Origin of the sequence: Phenylobacterium sp. (assembly GCF_041920015.1) — a bacterium.
Taxonomy (GTDB): domain Bacteria; phylum Pseudomonadota; class Alphaproteobacteria; order Caulobacterales; family Caulobacteraceae; genus Phenylobacterium.
In genome coordinates this window covers 1-13,710 of sequence record NZ_JAYRST010000082.1, presented here as the reverse complement: position 1 = coordinate 13,710, position 13,710 = coordinate 1, and the positions used below count along the sequence as shown (strand labels likewise).

At 69.8% G+C, this 13,710-nt stretch carries 14 protein-coding genes; 7 read left to right on the top strand and 7 right to left on the bottom strand.

All coding sequences use genetic code 11. From position 1 onward, the window contains the following. A partial coding sequence (locus ACE3TL_RS14220) for an FHIPEP family type III secretion protein (protein WP_374579337.1) occupies window positions 1-722 on the top strand: 722 nt, incomplete at its 5' end. A 6-nt stretch (window positions 723-728) separates the two neighbouring features. Here ACE3TL_RS14220 and ACE3TL_RS14215 read toward each other — a convergent pair. Then, window positions 729-1,232, bottom strand: a complete 504-nt coding sequence (locus tag ACE3TL_RS14215; RefSeq protein WP_374579336.1) for a GNAT family N-acetyltransferase — start codon at window positions 1,230-1,232, stop codon at window positions 729-731. Between the two features lie 225 nt (window positions 1,233-1,457). On the opposite strand from ACE3TL_RS14215, the gene ACE3TL_RS14210 reads away from it, so the two are divergent. Next, window positions 1,458-1,820, top strand: coding sequence for a DUF4282 domain-containing protein (locus tag ACE3TL_RS14210; RefSeq protein WP_374535091.1), 363 nt, complete (start codon window positions 1,458-1,460; stop codon window positions 1,818-1,820). On the opposite strand, the gene ACE3TL_RS14205 is transcribed toward ACE3TL_RS14210, so the two are convergent. The 4 genes from ACE3TL_RS14205 to ACE3TL_RS14190 all read right to left on the bottom strand — a co-directional run bounded on the left by ACE3TL_RS14205 (window position 1,817) and on the right by ACE3TL_RS14190 (window position 5,852). Next, window positions 1,817-2,845: an endo-1,4-beta-xylanase gene (locus ACE3TL_RS14205; RefSeq protein WP_374579335.1), complete on the bottom strand. Its 1,029-nt coding sequence runs from the start codon at window positions 2,843-2,845 to the stop codon at window positions 1,817-1,819. The two genes, ACE3TL_RS14210 and ACE3TL_RS14205, sit on opposite strands and share 4 nt — an antisense overlap. A 38-nt stretch (window positions 2,846-2,883) precedes the next feature. Next, entirely contained in the window at window positions 2,884-3,300 is a 417-nt protein-coding gene (locus tag ACE3TL_RS14200) for a flagellar FliJ family protein (RefSeq protein ID WP_374579334.1), read from the bottom strand. Further along, window positions 3,297-4,634 carry a flagellar protein export ATPase FliI gene (gene fliI, locus ACE3TL_RS14195; protein ID WP_374579333.1) on the bottom strand — a complete coding sequence of 446 codons (1,338 nt, stop codon included), beginning with the start codon at window positions 4,632-4,634 and terminating at the stop codon, window positions 3,297-3,299. Before fliI ends, ACE3TL_RS14200 begins: the two co-directional genes overlap by 4 nt. A gap of 87 nt (window positions 4,635-4,721) precedes the next feature. Beyond that, complete coding sequence (locus ACE3TL_RS14190) at window positions 4,722-5,852, bottom strand: SDR family oxidoreductase (protein WP_374579332.1); 1,131 nt, start codon at window positions 5,850-5,852, stop codon at window positions 4,722-4,724. Between the two features lie 320 nt (window positions 5,853-6,172). Here ACE3TL_RS14190 and ctrA point away from each other — a divergent pair, with 320 nt between their 5' ends. Together ctrA and ACE3TL_RS14180 are read left to right on the top strand one after the other, a co-directional pair. Next, window positions 6,173-6,868, top strand: coding sequence for a response regulator transcription factor CtrA (gene ctrA, locus ACE3TL_RS14185; RefSeq protein WP_374532878.1), 696 nt, complete (start codon window positions 6,173-6,175; stop codon window positions 6,866-6,868). A 117-nt stretch (window positions 6,869-6,985) separates the two neighbouring features. After that, window positions 6,986-9,391 carry a M20/M25/M40 family metallo-hydrolase gene (locus tag ACE3TL_RS14180; RefSeq protein ID WP_374579331.1) on the top strand — a complete coding sequence of 802 codons (2,406 nt, stop codon included), beginning with the start codon at window positions 6,986-6,988 and terminating at the stop codon, window positions 9,389-9,391. A 1-nt stretch (window position 9,392) separates the two neighbouring features. Here ACE3TL_RS14180 and ACE3TL_RS14175 read toward each other — a convergent pair whose 3' ends face one another. Beyond that, window positions 9,393-9,998, bottom strand: a complete 606-nt coding sequence (locus tag ACE3TL_RS14175) for a YceI family protein (RefSeq protein WP_374579330.1) — start codon at window positions 9,996-9,998, stop codon at window positions 9,393-9,395. Window positions 9,999-10,194: 196 nt separating this feature from the next. Here ACE3TL_RS14175 and arsC point away from each other — a divergent pair, with 196 nt between their 5' ends. The 3 genes from arsC (at window position 10,195) to ACE3TL_RS14160 (ending at window position 13,358) form a co-directional block, all read left to right on the top strand. Beyond that, entirely contained in the window at window positions 10,195-10,554 is a 360-nt protein-coding gene (gene arsC, locus ACE3TL_RS14170; protein ID WP_374579329.1) for an arsenate reductase (glutaredoxin), read from the top strand. Between the two features lie 135 nt (window positions 10,555-10,689). Continuing rightward, on the top strand, window positions 10,690-12,045 hold the full coding sequence (locus tag ACE3TL_RS14165) for a peptidoglycan DD-metalloendopeptidase family protein (RefSeq protein WP_374579328.1): 1,356 nt from the start codon (window positions 10,690-10,692) through the stop codon (window positions 12,043-12,045). An 83-nt stretch (window positions 12,046-12,128) separates the two neighbouring features. After that, the gene (locus ACE3TL_RS14160; RefSeq protein ID WP_374579327.1) at window positions 12,129-13,358 is read left to right on the top strand and encodes a TetR/AcrR family transcriptional regulator; all 1,230 of its coding nucleotides are present in this window, start codon (window positions 12,129-12,131) and stop codon (window positions 13,356-13,358) included. Window positions 13,359-13,412: 54 nt separating this feature from the next. Here the strand turns inward: ACE3TL_RS14160 and ACE3TL_RS14155 are convergent. After that, window positions 13,413-13,710, bottom strand: a 298-nt coding sequence (locus ACE3TL_RS14155; protein ID WP_374579326.1) for a hypothetical protein, incomplete at its 5' end; no start/stop codon positions are given.

Here is a 13,710-nt window from a genome sequence, read left to right as displayed (position 1 = left end):
GCGAGCCGGCCTTCGGCCTGCCGGCCACATGGATCGACGAGTCCCTGCGCGAGGAAGCCACCTTCCGCGGCTACACCATCGTCGATCCGGCCACGGTGCTGACCACGCACCTGACCGAAATCCTCAAAGAGAACATGCCCGACCTGCTCTCCTACGCCGAGGTCCAGAAGCTGCTGAAGGAACTGCCGGGCGAGCAGAAGAAGCTGGTCGACGACCTGATCCCCGCCGTCGTCTCGGCCACCACCGTCCAGCGCGTGCTCCAGGCCCTGCTGCGCGAGCGCGTCTCGATCCGCGACCTGCCGGCGATCCTCGAAGGCATCGGCGAGGCCGCGCCCCACACCTCCTCGATCACCATGCTGGTCGAACACGTGCGCGGACGCCTGGCCCGCCAGCTCTCCTTCGCCTATCGCGGCGAGGACGGCGCCCTGCCGATCATCACCATGTCGGGCGAATGGGAGAACGCCTTCGCCGACGCGCTCATCGGTCCGGGCGAAGACAAGCAACTGGCCCTGGCGCCGTCCCGCCTGCAGGACTTCATCCGCGCCGTGCGCGAGAGCTTCGAGCGCGCGGCCCTGGCCGGCGACAGCGCCGTCCTGCTGACCAGCCCGCAGATCCGCCCCTATGTCCGCTCGATCATCGAACGCTTCCGCGGCCAGACCCCAGTGCTCAGCCAGAACGAAATCCACCCCAAGGCCCGCCTGAAGACGGTGGGGCAGATCTAGCGTCGGTCAAACCAGCGGCTTGGCGAAGATCAGCTTGGGCGCCGGCTCTTCCTCGAACCGGCGGCCGGTGTCGACGAAGCCGATCTTGCGATAGGCGGCGATGGCCGGTTCGTTCAACGAATTCACCGCCAGCATCAGTTGCGGCTGGACCGGCCGTTCCCGCGCGAACCAGGTCTCCAGAAGTTTGATGCAGCGGCGGCCGACGCCGCGCCCCTGGAACCCGGGGCGGACACGGAAATTGTGCAAGGTCACCGTGCCCGGCGGCGCCCAGGGCGGCCGGCGCAATCCCTCGCGCAGGACGAAGAAACCGACCACCTCGCCATCGGGCTCGACCACCGCGAAGCCCTGTTCGGAGCCGACGGCCCCCGGCTCGTTCAGACGCCGGAACACCTCGTCCAGACTGCCGGCGAACGCCTCCTGATGCGGCGGCAGACCGATCACCTCGACCATGTCGCGATCGGCGCCTGAAATCGGTTCGAGTCTCCAGCCGGCGTCTTCCATCGTTTCCATGTTCGAAGGCTAACACGCATTCGGCGACCTTTGTCATCCGAGCCGGGCCGTCGATCGCCCGATTTCATTTCAAGCGCTTGAACTGCGGCGGCTTTTCGGCGCGAATGCGCAGCGCCCCCGCAGGTGCGCGACGATGGACCGCCGCATGGAGCGTTGCAGGCGCGCGCCTCGGCTGATAGCGATTTGCCCCTGACGCGGCATCGGCCGCGAAGCGTTGGATATCGAATGCGGCGACCTGCTTCCCCGACCCGGCGCGGCCCGGGCAGCGCGATCTTCTGGGATCTGCTGACCTTCGAGCGGCTGATGACCAACCAGGTCATCCACCTGATCTATTGGGCGGGCCTCGGGGTCATCGCTCTGATGGCGTTCGGCACGGTCGGCGCCGCGGTCGGCGTGGCCCTGCGCGAGCAGAGCTGGATCGGCGTGATCCTGGCCATCCCGGTGCTGGTCGCCGGCCTGCTGGTGGTCGCCGGCCTCATCCTGCTGTGGCGTTCGTTCTGCGAACTCTATGTGGCGCTCTTCCGGCTCAGCGACGACCTGCACGCCCTGCGCCAGGCCGCGGACGCCGAGCGCGCGCCCGGAACCTAGCGCAGCGCCGCGGCCCAGGCGCCGGCGGCGGCTTTCGCCTGTCCGGCGTCGTCGAACGGCAGCGGCGTATCGCGCGCATCCTCGCGCTTCAGCCACGACTCCCCGTCCCGCAATCCCCAGAAGGTGAAGGCGAAGCGCTGCCGGGCCGGCAGGCTGGAGAACGCTTCGGCGGCTTCCGCATAGACTCGCGCCTGCCCCGCCTCCAGCTCCCGCCGGTCGCGCAGCAATCCCTTGGCCCGGCTCAGCGAGACGTCCATCTCCGACAGGTGGATCGGCAGGCCCAGGCTCGCCAGGTCCTTCAGCGCGGCGGTCAGTTCGCCCGCCTTCAGGTCGGCGGCGACGTGAGTCTGGGTTCCGAGCCCGCCGAGCGGCGCGCCGGCCTTCAGCAAGGCCTCGGCCAGCTTCAGGAAGGTCGCGCGCTTCTTCGGCAGGTTCTCGAGGTTGTAGTCGTTGAGGAACAGCACCGCGTCGGGATCGGCCTCGCGAGCATGCTGGAAGGCCAGCGTCATGTGCTCCAGCCTGCCCAGCCGCTGCGACCACAGGCACTCGCGCCAGCCCTCGCCGTCCTCGGCCACCGCCTCGTTGACCACGTCCCATCCGGCGGCCTGGCCACGATAGCGCCCGACGACCGCATGGATGTAGTCGCGATACGCCGCCGCGAAGCCAGGCCCCGACCCCAGCCGCGCAAAGGCCGCCGGGCTCTGGGCGTACCAGACCAGGGTGTGGCCGAAGAACCGCAGGCCGTGCGTGCGGGCGAAGGCGGCGATCCTGTCGGGCGCGTCGAAGCGGAGCGAGCCGTCGTCCTGGACGATGTACTCCATCTTCATCTCCCACTCGGCCGTGAGTTGGGAGACCTGGGCCGCGACCAGGGCGGCGAAGGCGGCGTCGTCAAGCTGGGCCGCCTGCACGCAGGTTCCGACCGGGAAGCCCGCCAGAGACTTCAGCGGTGGCAGGTCGACCGCGGCGGCCTGCGCGGCGCTCTTGCGATCGCACGCGCCCAGGGCCAGGGCCGAGGCCAGCACCACGCGGCGAGAAACCCCGCCCTCTTTCGGAGAAGACCCGATCAGCGAAATCCGCCCGCGGCGCGGCGCAGGCCCAGTTCGTCCAGCGCGGCGGTCTCGCGGCGGGCCGCCTCCTTGCGCTGCGCCAGCCGGATGTTCTCGGCCACCTGCTCGTATTTCTTCTGTTCTTCGAAGGCGAGCGTCAGGGCGTCGCGCGCGCCCTGCTCCTCCACGGCGATGCGGTCGATCTCCTCCTGGGCCATGGCCTTGCGAGCCCGCAGGCCGTCCCAGAACCCGATCTGATACCAGCCGGCCTCGGCGTCCTGGCGCGCGCGCATGGCCTCGGCCTCGCCTTCGGCCTCCAGCATGGCCAGCTTCATCTCCGCGGCCATTCTACGCTCGGTGATCTCCGCCATGCGCTTTTGCAGGACCTCGACCTCATAGGTCGACAGCTTGATCAGCGACTGGGCCCAGCTCATGGCGCCTCACCGCCCAGGATGTTGGCGAGCATGTCGAAACTGTCCTCCAGACTGGTCGCCTCGTCCTTGTCCTGGGCGAGGAACCCCTCCAGCGACGGATTGAGCGCGATGGCGCGGTCGACCTGCGGATCGGCCCCGGCGCGATAGGCGCCGATGCGGATCAGCTCTTCCATATTGGCGTAGGCGGCCAGCGACTGACGCGCGGCCTTCACGATCTCGCGCTCGTGCGGCAGGTGACAGCTCGGCATGGTCCGGCTGATGGATTTCAGCACATTGATCGCCGGGAAGCGGCCGCGTTCGGCGATGCCGCGCTCCATCACGATATGACCGTCCAGAATCCCGCGCACCGCATCGGCGATCGGCTCGTTGTGATCGTCCCCGTCGACCAGCACGGTGAAGATGCCGGTGATCGGCCCAGCCGTCGTCCCGTCCGGCCGGATCGGGCCTGGCCCCGCCCGCTCCAGCAGCTTGGGCAGTTCGGTAAAGACGGTCGGCGTGTAGCCCTTGGTGGTCGGCGGCTCGCCGGCGGCCAGCCCGATCTCGCGCTGGGCCATGGCGAAGCGGGTGACGCTGTCCATCATGCACAGGACCTCCAGGTCCTGGTCGCGCAGGAACTCGGCGATGGCCAGGGTCATATAGGCCGCCTGCCGCCGCTTCAGCGCCGGCTCGTCGGAGGTGGCGACCACCACGACGGCGCGCTTCAGCCCCTCCTCGCCCAGGGTCTCCTCGATGAACTCGCGGACCTCGCGGCCCCGCTCGCCGATCAGGCCGACGACGACGGCGTCGCAGTCTGACTGCTTGGCCAGCATCGACAGCAGGACCGACTTGCCCACGCCCGATCCGGCGAACACGCCCAGACGCTGGCCGCGGCAGCAGGTGGTGAAGACGTTCATCGAACGCACGCCCAGGTCCAGGCGCTCGCCCACCCGGCCGCGCGCGTGCGCCGCCGGCGGAGCCGCCCGCAGCGAATAGGCGGCCGTGCCCTGGGGCAGCGGGCCCTTCCCGTCAATCGGTTCGCCGAAAGCATCGACGATGCGCCCCAGCCAGGCCGTGGTCGGCCGCACGGCCGAGCCCTGCGGTTCGATGCGGATCTCCGCGCCCGGCGCCACGCCCTCGACCGGGCCGAACGGCATCAGCAGCGCGCGGGTCTCGCGAAAGCCCACGACCTCGGCGGCCAGCGGCTTGTCCGCCCGGCGCTCGATCTCCGCGCGCGCGCCGACCGCCAGCCGCGTCAGCCCGCCGCGCGCCTCGATCAGGAGGCCGTTCACGGCGGCGACGCGTCCGGAGACGGTCAACGGATCGATCCGTTCGACGGCGGCGACGAGGCTGCGCAAAGGCGAGAAATCCCGAAGGTCAGATTCGACCGCCCGCAGAGTCCGCCCTGCGCCGTTAACCCCTGGTGAAGATTCCGCCCGCGCCGGTCAGCGCAGGGCCGAGGCCAGCCGCGCGGCCTGGCGCGGATGCTTCAGCGCCAGTTTCGCCGCCGCCAACGGCCGGCGCGCCGCAGCCCTGGCCACGACCTGCCGGGCCGCGCCCGTCAACAGCGGCCGGGCGGTCCGCCCCAGCCTGCCGCGATTGACGAAGGCCGCAGCGCCCAGCACCGCCAGGGCGCCGAGGCCGATGGCCAGGCCGGGACGCTTCTGCGCCTCGGCATAGAGGCTGAAACTGCGGCCGCGCATCTGCTCGCTCTCGGTCGTTCCGTCCAGTCCGGCGGCGTAGAGGCTGTCGCGCGCGGGCGGGGCGCCGCGGCCGCGCATCAGCGGCGGCATGATGCGGGCCATGATTCCAGGCGCCGCAGCCGAGCCGGCCACCATCGGCCGCCCGGCCCCGCCGACCACGAGCTCGCGCACCGGATGGCTCGCGGCGTGCAGGATCGCATCGGCCACCACCTCCGGCGCATAGCGGGGCGGCGGCAGGCGGGCGGCCTTGTCGGTAAGGTTTCGGGCGTGGTCCGCGAACGGGGTGGCTATGCTGGCCGGCTTGACGAGGGTGACGCTGACCGGCAGCCGTTCGCGCACCAGTTCCATCCGCAGGGCGTCGGTAAAGCCCTTCACCGCATGTTTCGACGCCGTATAGGCGCCTTGCAGCGGCACGGCGGCGTCCGACAGCAGCGATCCCAGGTTGATCAGCGCCCCGCTTCCGCCACGCTGGCGGAAGTGCTTGACTGCTTCCAGCGAGCCGTTGACCACGCCGAAATAGTTGGTGCGGAAGAGCTGTTCGTGATCCTGCGCCGTGGTGTCCTGCAACTCGCCGAACAGGCCGACCCCGGCGTCGTTCACCCAGGTGTCGATCCGCTCGAACCGGGCGATCGCCGCGCGCGCCAGCTTCTCGACCTCGGCCGGATCGCCTACGTCGGTCGGTACGGCGTAGGCCCGCCCGCCGTCGGCCTCGATATCCTCGCAGACCGCCCGCAAAGCTTCGGCGTTGCGCGCGGCCAGCACCACGGCCGCTCCGGCCTTGGCCGCCTTTCGGGCCGTCGCCAGGCCGATGCCCGACGAGGCCCCGGTGATGACGATGACCTGACCTTCGAGCGGCTTCAGTTTCACGGCCATGACGCATCCTTCGGATTGGGAAAAGTCCCCAATGAACGGACGCCCCGGCGGCGCGTTCCCTTGTCGGAACGACGTTAAGATGACGCCGCGCCCGCAGCCGCCGTTCGCACCGCAAGTCCAATCACAAAAGATTCAACCGGAGTGCGACTCCCGGCGCAGGCCCAAAGCTTGTCGGCGATTCCCGAACCGGATTAACGATTCGCTCGAAGGCGTTTCACCATTAACCGGTCATAAATTAACTCGCTGGCAAGTTAACCGCGAGGATCGAGGCGACTGCCTGAAGAAGTTGGGCTTGAGCGCTGCCGTTCGAGGAGGAACCGATGCGCGTACTATTGATCGAGGATGACAGCGCCACGGCGCAGAGCATCGAGCTGATGCTCAAGTCGGAAGGCTTCAACGTCTACACGACGGACCTGGGCGAAGAGGGCGTCGACCTCGGCAAGATCTACGATTACGACCTGATCCTGCTCGACCTGAACCTGCCCGACATGAGCGGCATGGACGTGCTGCGCACGCTGCGGGTCGCCAAGATCAACACCCCGATCATGATCCTGTCCGGCACGGCCGAGATCGACACCAAGGTCAAGACGTTCGGCGCCGGCGGCGACGACTACATGACCAAGCCCTTCCACAAGGACGAACTGGTCGCCCGCATCCATGCGGTGGTCCGCCGTTCCAAGGGTCACGCCCAATCGGTGATCAAGACCGGCGACATCACCGTCAACCTCGACGCCAAGACCGTCGAAGTGAACGGCGTGCGGGTGCACCTGACCGGCAAGGAATACCAGATGCTGGAGCTGCTCTCGCTCCGCAAGGGCACCACCCTCACCAAGGAAATGTTCCTGAACCACCTCTACGGCGGCATGGACGAGCCCGAGCTGAAGATCATCGACGTCTTCATCTGCAAGCTGCGCAAGAAGCTGGCGGCCGCCGCCGACGGCAAGCACCATATCGAAACCGTCTGGGGCCGCGGCTATGTGCTGCGCGACCCGCACGAGGCGGTCGCCGCGGCCTGACGGCCCGCGAAATCGACGAGGTTTCGAGAACGCCCGCCGCTCCTTCCGGCGGGCGTTTTCTTTTTGCACGCGATCCAGGCTAGTTTCACGGCAAATCGTTCGCGGGGAGGCGGCGACATGGGACGTTCGATTGCTCTGGCCCTGTGCCTGGCGATTGGCTTCTTCCTGGCCTGGATCGGTGAGCGCACGCCCCCGCCGGCGCCGGCGAACGCGCCCGCCGCGGACTTCTCGGCCATGCGCGCCATGGCCGATGTCGAGGCCATCGCCAGCAAGCCCCATCCGATGGGTGGGCAGGCCAACGCCGCGGCCCGCGACCATCTCCTCGCCCGCATGACCGCCCTCGGCCTGGCGCCGAGGCTCCAGCAGGCCGAGGTGCTGCGCCACCAGACCGACGGCAAGCGGACCTGGGCCGCCGGCGGGCGGGTCGAGAACATCGTCGGCGTCCTGCCCGGACGCGACCGCGCGGCCCCGGCGCTGGCCTTGATGGCCCACTACGACAGCGTGCCGGGCTCGCCTGGCGCAGCGGACGACGCGGCCGGGACCGCCGCGGCCCTCGAGATCGTCCGCGCCCTCAAGGCCCAGGGAACCCCGGCCCGCGACGTGATCGTCCTGCTGACGGACGGCGAGGAGAGCGGCCTGCTCGGCGCCCAGGCCTTCTTCGACCAGCATCCGCTGGCCCGGCGCATCGGCTTCCTCATCAACATGGAATCGCGCGGCGGCGCCGGCCGCGCCCAGATGTTCCAGACAGGCGGCGACAACGCCGGCGCGATCGGCCTGCTGCAACGCGGCTCGGTCAGCCCCGCCGCCACCTCGCTCACCGTCTTCCTCTATGAGCAGATGCCCAACGACACCGACTTCTCGGTGTCCAAGGCCGCCGGCGTTCCGGGGCTCAACTACGCCTTCATCGGCGCCCAGTACGACTACCACGCCCCGACCTCGACCCCGGCGAACCTGGACAAGGGCTCGCTGCAGCACATCGGCCAGGAGGTGCTGGCCGCGACGCGCCAGGCCGCCTTCGCCCCCACCCTGCCCGCCAATGGGCCCAACCTCGTCTACGCCAATGTCTATGGCGGGAAGATCATCGCCTATGCCCCGGCCGCCGGCTGGCTGCTGCTGGCCGCCATCGCCGTGCTGATCGCCGTCGGCGCCTGGCGGGCGCGTCGCACCGGCGTCCTGGCCCTGGTCGACGTCGCCAAGGGCGCGGGCGCAGCGCTCTATCTCGTGACCCTGGCGGTCGTCGCCCTGCGGCTGGCGCGCCGTGCGACCGGCGCCGGCTTCGGCTTCCTCGAACAGCACTACCTGCTGGCCCAGGCCGGGCGCTGGGAGATCGCGCTCGCCCTGCTCTCGGTCGGCGCCCTGGCCTTCGCCGCGGCGGCCTCCGGACGGGGTCGCACGCGGCTGGCCGCCGCCGTGCTGGTCCTGGCGCTTGGCGCGGCCTGCTCGGCTTTCGGACATCTCGACACCATCGCGCTGGCGGTCGGCGGCGTCGGCGCGGCCCTCGCCCTGGTCGGCTTCGGCCGCCCGGCCGGCGCGGCCGGCGCCTGGGCCGGCGTGCTGGCCGTCGGCTTCCTCGCCGCCAGCGGCCTGCAGGCGGCCGCGCCGACCACCGCCATGCTGGTCGCCTGGCCGCTGGCCCTGGCGGCCCTGGCCGCAGCCCTCACCGCTTTCGCCAGCCGCCGCAGCCTGCCCGTACTCGTGCTGCTGACCGCAGCTGGCGGCGCTGGCCTCGGCTGGGTCCTGGCCTTCGGCCACGGCGTCTATCTCGGCCTCGACCTGCCCGAACTGCTCGCCGCCATCGCCTGGATCGCCGCCCTGCTGATCTGGCCCCTGGCCCATGCCGGCGAGGACGAGACGGGCGCGCGGACCGCCGCCCTGGCCATCATGGTCCTGGGCGCCGTCACGGTCGCAATCGTGCGGTTCGACCCGCCCTGGACCGCGCGCCATCCCCAGCCGACCCACATCGCCTACTATCTGGACCCGCAGGCGGGCCGCACCTTGCGCATCAGCGACGCCCCCGCCCTGCCGGCCTGGACGCGCCAGGCGCTGAGCGTCGATGGCGGAACGGTGGAGAAGATCAAGCTGCCGGCCCTGCGCCGGGGCGAGGTGTGGGCCGCGCCCGCAAGCGGCGTCGCCGCCCCGCCCGTCGAGGCGAGCTTCGGCCAGACCGCCGAGGGCGCGCGCCAGCTCGTCCTGACGCCGCCGCCGGGAACGCGCGCCCTGATGCTGCACCTCAAATCGGACGCCGCCCTGACCGACGTCACGGTCAACGGCAAGCCGGCCGCCATGCTGGGCGGTCCCGGCGCCTCGGCGCGGATATCCTGGGAAGGGTTCGGGGACGGCTCGACCGGCCTCGTCGTGCGCTTCCGCGCCGCGGGACCCGGAGCGCTGCAGGCCGACTACGCCGCAGTCCTGCCGCAACCGCCGGCGGGCGCGAGACCCCTGCCGCAACCGCCGCCCGAGCTCGCGGGCTTCGGCGAGTCGGGCGCCGCCCTGATCGGCGGCGCCCGCAAGTTCGTCTGGTGACTTACTTGTTTTCGAAGGCGGCGGTGATCTTCAGGGAGACCTCGTCGCCGACGACCGGGACCACGCGGCCCAGGCCGAAATCACTGCGGTTCAGCTTGGCGGTGGCCGAGAAGCCGACGGTCGGCGCCTTGCTCATCGGGTTGGCCCCGGCGCCGGTGAACTTGGCGTCCAGCACCACCGGCTTGGTCACGCCATGCAGGGTCAGGTCGCCGGTGATCTTGGCGGTCTGACCGCTCACCACCACCGAGGTCGACTCGAACTTCGCGGTCGGGAATTTCTCGACATCGAAGAAGTCGGCGCCCGACAGGTGCTTTGTGAAGCCGGCCGAAGTGGTGGTCAGGCCCGACATCGGGATCTCGATGGAGACCTTCGCCGCCTCCGGCTTGGCCGGATCGAGGGTCAGCGTGCCGCTCATCGAGCCGAACATGCCATAGAGGATCGAAAAGCCCATGTGGTCGACCGACCAGACGGCTTGGGTGTGGTTCGCATCGACCTTGTAGGTGGCCGCCGCGACGCGCGAGACGTCCGGGGCTCCCGGCGTCTGGGCCAGGACAGGGGTGGCGATCATCACGGCGGCGACGCCGGCGGCGGCCAAGAGCTTCTTCATCTTGAGGTTCTCCAAATTTTTCACGGGCCCAGTTGTTCTAGATCAAGCCGAGCCAGGCGAACGTCAAGGAGCGGCCTGAAACTCGCTTGCAGCTTCAAGGGTGGCGCCCGCCTGGTGGAACGCGGTATTGCCGGTCGACCGTCGTGGGCGCGCCATCCCCTCGCGGTCGTGGTCAAGCTTACCGAAAGGACGCCGCATGAGCGCTCAAGACGGGGTCGTCATCTATCACAACCCTTCCTGTGGAACGTCTCGCAACACCCTCGCCCTGTTGCGCGAGAAGGGGATCGAACCCCAGATCGTCGAGTACCTGAAGGCCGGCTGGACCCGCGAGCAGCTCGAGGACCTGGTCGCCAGGATGGGCGTTTCGCCCCGCGAAATTCTCCGTGAACGCGGCACTCGGGCCGACGAACTCGGGCTCACCGACCCCGCCGCCTCGGGCGAGGCGATCATCGCCGCCATGATCCTCGATCCCATCCTGGTGAATCGGCCTATCGTCGTGACCTCTAAGGGTGCGGCGCTGTGCCGTCCTGCCGAACTGGTGCTGGGTCTGCTCTAAAGGCGGCCGGACGCTGGAAATGCTTACCGGCGGTTAACCATGATCGGTGGACAAGGCAAAAGCCGTTCGCCAGCTAGTTTGCGCCAGACCACGGGGCGGCCGGACGCCCGTGGGCATCGCCAGTACGGGGGCACGATGCAAGAGTTCGATCCGAGACGCCCGACCTTCCGCGTGACTCCGCGCTTGGCCATCGGCCTGGCCGGGCTCGCCGCCCTGGCGGTCGGCTGGAAGCTGGCCGCCGACAATCCGCCGGCCCAGGCCAAGGCGCCGCTGGACCCCGCGGCCATCACCGCCCTGCAGCACGCGGCCTTCACCCAGTCCGAGGCCCAGCCGGGCTTCGCCCGCCCGCAGAGCGTGCCGGTCAAGGTCATGCCCGGCGAGACCCTGGAATCCGCCGTCGAGCGCGCCGGCGTTCCGCGCGAGGAAGCCCGCCGGGCGGTCGAGATGCTGGGCGAGGCGATGGACACCGTCCACATCAAAGCCGGCATGGCCTTCGACGCCGCCGTCGCCCGCCCCCGCGGCGAGCGCGGCCCGGCCCGGCTGATCGGCCTGTCGCTGCGCACGGGGCCGGCCCAGTCCATCACCCTGTCGCGCACTTTCGACGGCGCCCTGCGCCTGCGCGAGATGGAAGAGAAGATTCGCGACGAGCGGACGGTCGCCAGCGGCGAGATCGAAGGCTCGCTCTACGAGAGCGCCTCGCGCCTGGGCGCCAATCCGCGCATCGTCGGCGAAATGGTGAAGCTGTTTTCGCACAAGATCGACTTCGACCGCGACCTGAAGCCGGGCGACGCCTTCACCATGGTCTTCGACCGCAAGATCACCGAAAGCGGCCGCACCATCGAGACCGGCGCCCTGGAATACGCCGCCATCAAGGGGGTGAAGTTCTACCGCTTCGAACGGTCTGGCGGCGAGGTCCAGTACTTCGACGAAACCGGCAAGAACATCAAAGGCTTCCTGCTGCGCACTCCGGTCGACAACGCCCGCATGACCAGCCGCTTCGGCATGCGCCGCCATCCGATCCTCGGCTACAACCGCATGCACCAGGGGATCGACTTCGGGGCCGGCGCCGGCACCCCGGTCTTCGCCGCCGGCGACGGCGTGGTGGTCGAGGCCCGCCGTTGGGGCGGCTATGGCAACTGGGTGCGCATCCGTCACACGGGCGGATTCGAGACCGGCTACGCTCACCTGTCGCGGTTTGCAAAAGGCCTGCGGCCCGGCCAGCGGGTCGCCCAGGGGCAGGTCGTGGCCTATGTCGGCTCGACCGGCGCCTCGACGGGGCCCCACCTGCATTACGAGATCTGGCAGAACGGCAAGCGGATGAACCCGGTCGGCGCCAAGGCGCCGCAGGGGACGGTGCTGGCCGGCGGCGAACTGGCCGCCTTCCGCGCCCAAAAGGCCCGAATCGACGCCATGATCGAGGACCAGGGCGAGGCGCCGGCCGCCCGCCTGGCCCTCGCCCAGGACGAGGCCTCGCCGGCCCTGCGCCGCTGACACGGCCACGAGCGCCCGCTTCCAACCCTGGGCCGTGCGCTTTAATGTCCGGCGACGAACGACGTTCGAGCGGAGAACCTTCCTTGACCGCAGCCCCCGAACCCAAGCCTCGCGCCCGATACGCCGCCAAGCGCGACGCCATCATGACCGCCGCCACCAAGGTGTTCGTCGAGCAGGGCATGAGCGGATTCACCCTGGCCGCAGTCGCCAAGCGGATGGACCTGCACCCGGTCAGCCTCACCTACTATTTCAAGCGCAAGGAAGACCTGGCCGCGGCGGTGCTGCGCGACACCATCGACCGCTTCGCCGCCATGCTCGACCAGGCCGAGGCGCGCAGCGCGCCGGGCGACCGGCTGACCACCTTCATCGCCGCCTATTTCGAGACCCGCCGCCGCATCGCGGTCGGCGAGGAAGGCCCGCTGGCGCCGTTCAGCGAGGTCTATCTGATCGAAGGCGACCAGAAGCAGCCGGTCATCGACGCCTTCGAAACGCTCTATGTCCGCATCGGCCGGCTGCTGAAGTCGGAGGACATGCCCTGGGTCGGGGCGCCGCGCCGCCAGGGCGTCGCCCGCCTGATCGTCAACCTGCTCACCTGGTCCGATAGCTGGCTGATCGGCTATGCGCCCGCCGACTACGCCCGCGTCGCCGCCCGCCTGGCCGACGTGCTGGTGGGCGGCCTGGCCGCCCCCGGCCGCGCCTGGCCGCGAATGCCCCTGCTCGACCTCGCCGAGCCGGTCGCCGAGAACGACGAGATCACCCGCGACCGCTTCCTGGTGGCCGCCACCCGGCTGATCAACCGCGAGGGCTATCGCGGCGCCTCGGTCGACAAGATCTCGGCCGAGCTCAACGTCACCAAGGGTTCGTTCTATCATCACAACAGCGATAAGGACGAACTGGCCGTCGCCTGTTTCGAGCGCACCTTCGGCCTCATCGACCGCGCCCGGCGCGAGGCGGCCAGCGCCGGCTCGGGCTGGGAACAGCTCTGGCTCGCGGTCGTCTCCCTGGGCATGCACCAGGCCGAGGGCGGCGGCGGGCGCATCCTTCGCAACCACGCCCTGGCGGCCGTGCCCATAGCCATGCGGCGGCGGATGCTGCTGCGCTTCCAGCAGATCGCCAATTCGTTCGGCGGGGTCATCGCCGACGGTATCGCGGACGGCTCCATCCGCCCCGTCGACCCCATGCTGGCGGCCTACGCCTCGATGGTGATCTTCAACGCCTGCCTGCCGCTGGAGCCGCACAGGTCGCCGCCCTCCACCGAAGGCGTGATCGAGGAATACCTGCGGCCGGCCCTGCTGGGCGTCTTCGTCAAATAGGCGAGCGCTCCGGGTCGCCCCGGAGCGCTCCGCCCTCCTTCTTCCGCCTCGCGGCTACTTCTTGATCGCGGCCGGTCTGGCCGCAGCTTCGCATTTGGTGAAGTGGCCCTTGGCGTCACGGCACTTCGCCGGCTTGGCCGCCGCGGCCGCAGGACACTTCGCAAAATGACCGCTCGCATCGCGGCACGGAGCGGCGGACGCCGCGCCAGCCATCGACAGGCCGGCGGTCAGCGAGAGCGCCGCGGCCCAGAGCATTTTCCGCCGAAGTGGATACCGGTTCGGCGTAGAAAATGCTCTAAATTCAAAGAGTCTCGAGCAAAATCCGCTCCAGTCAGATCGGATTTTGCTCAAG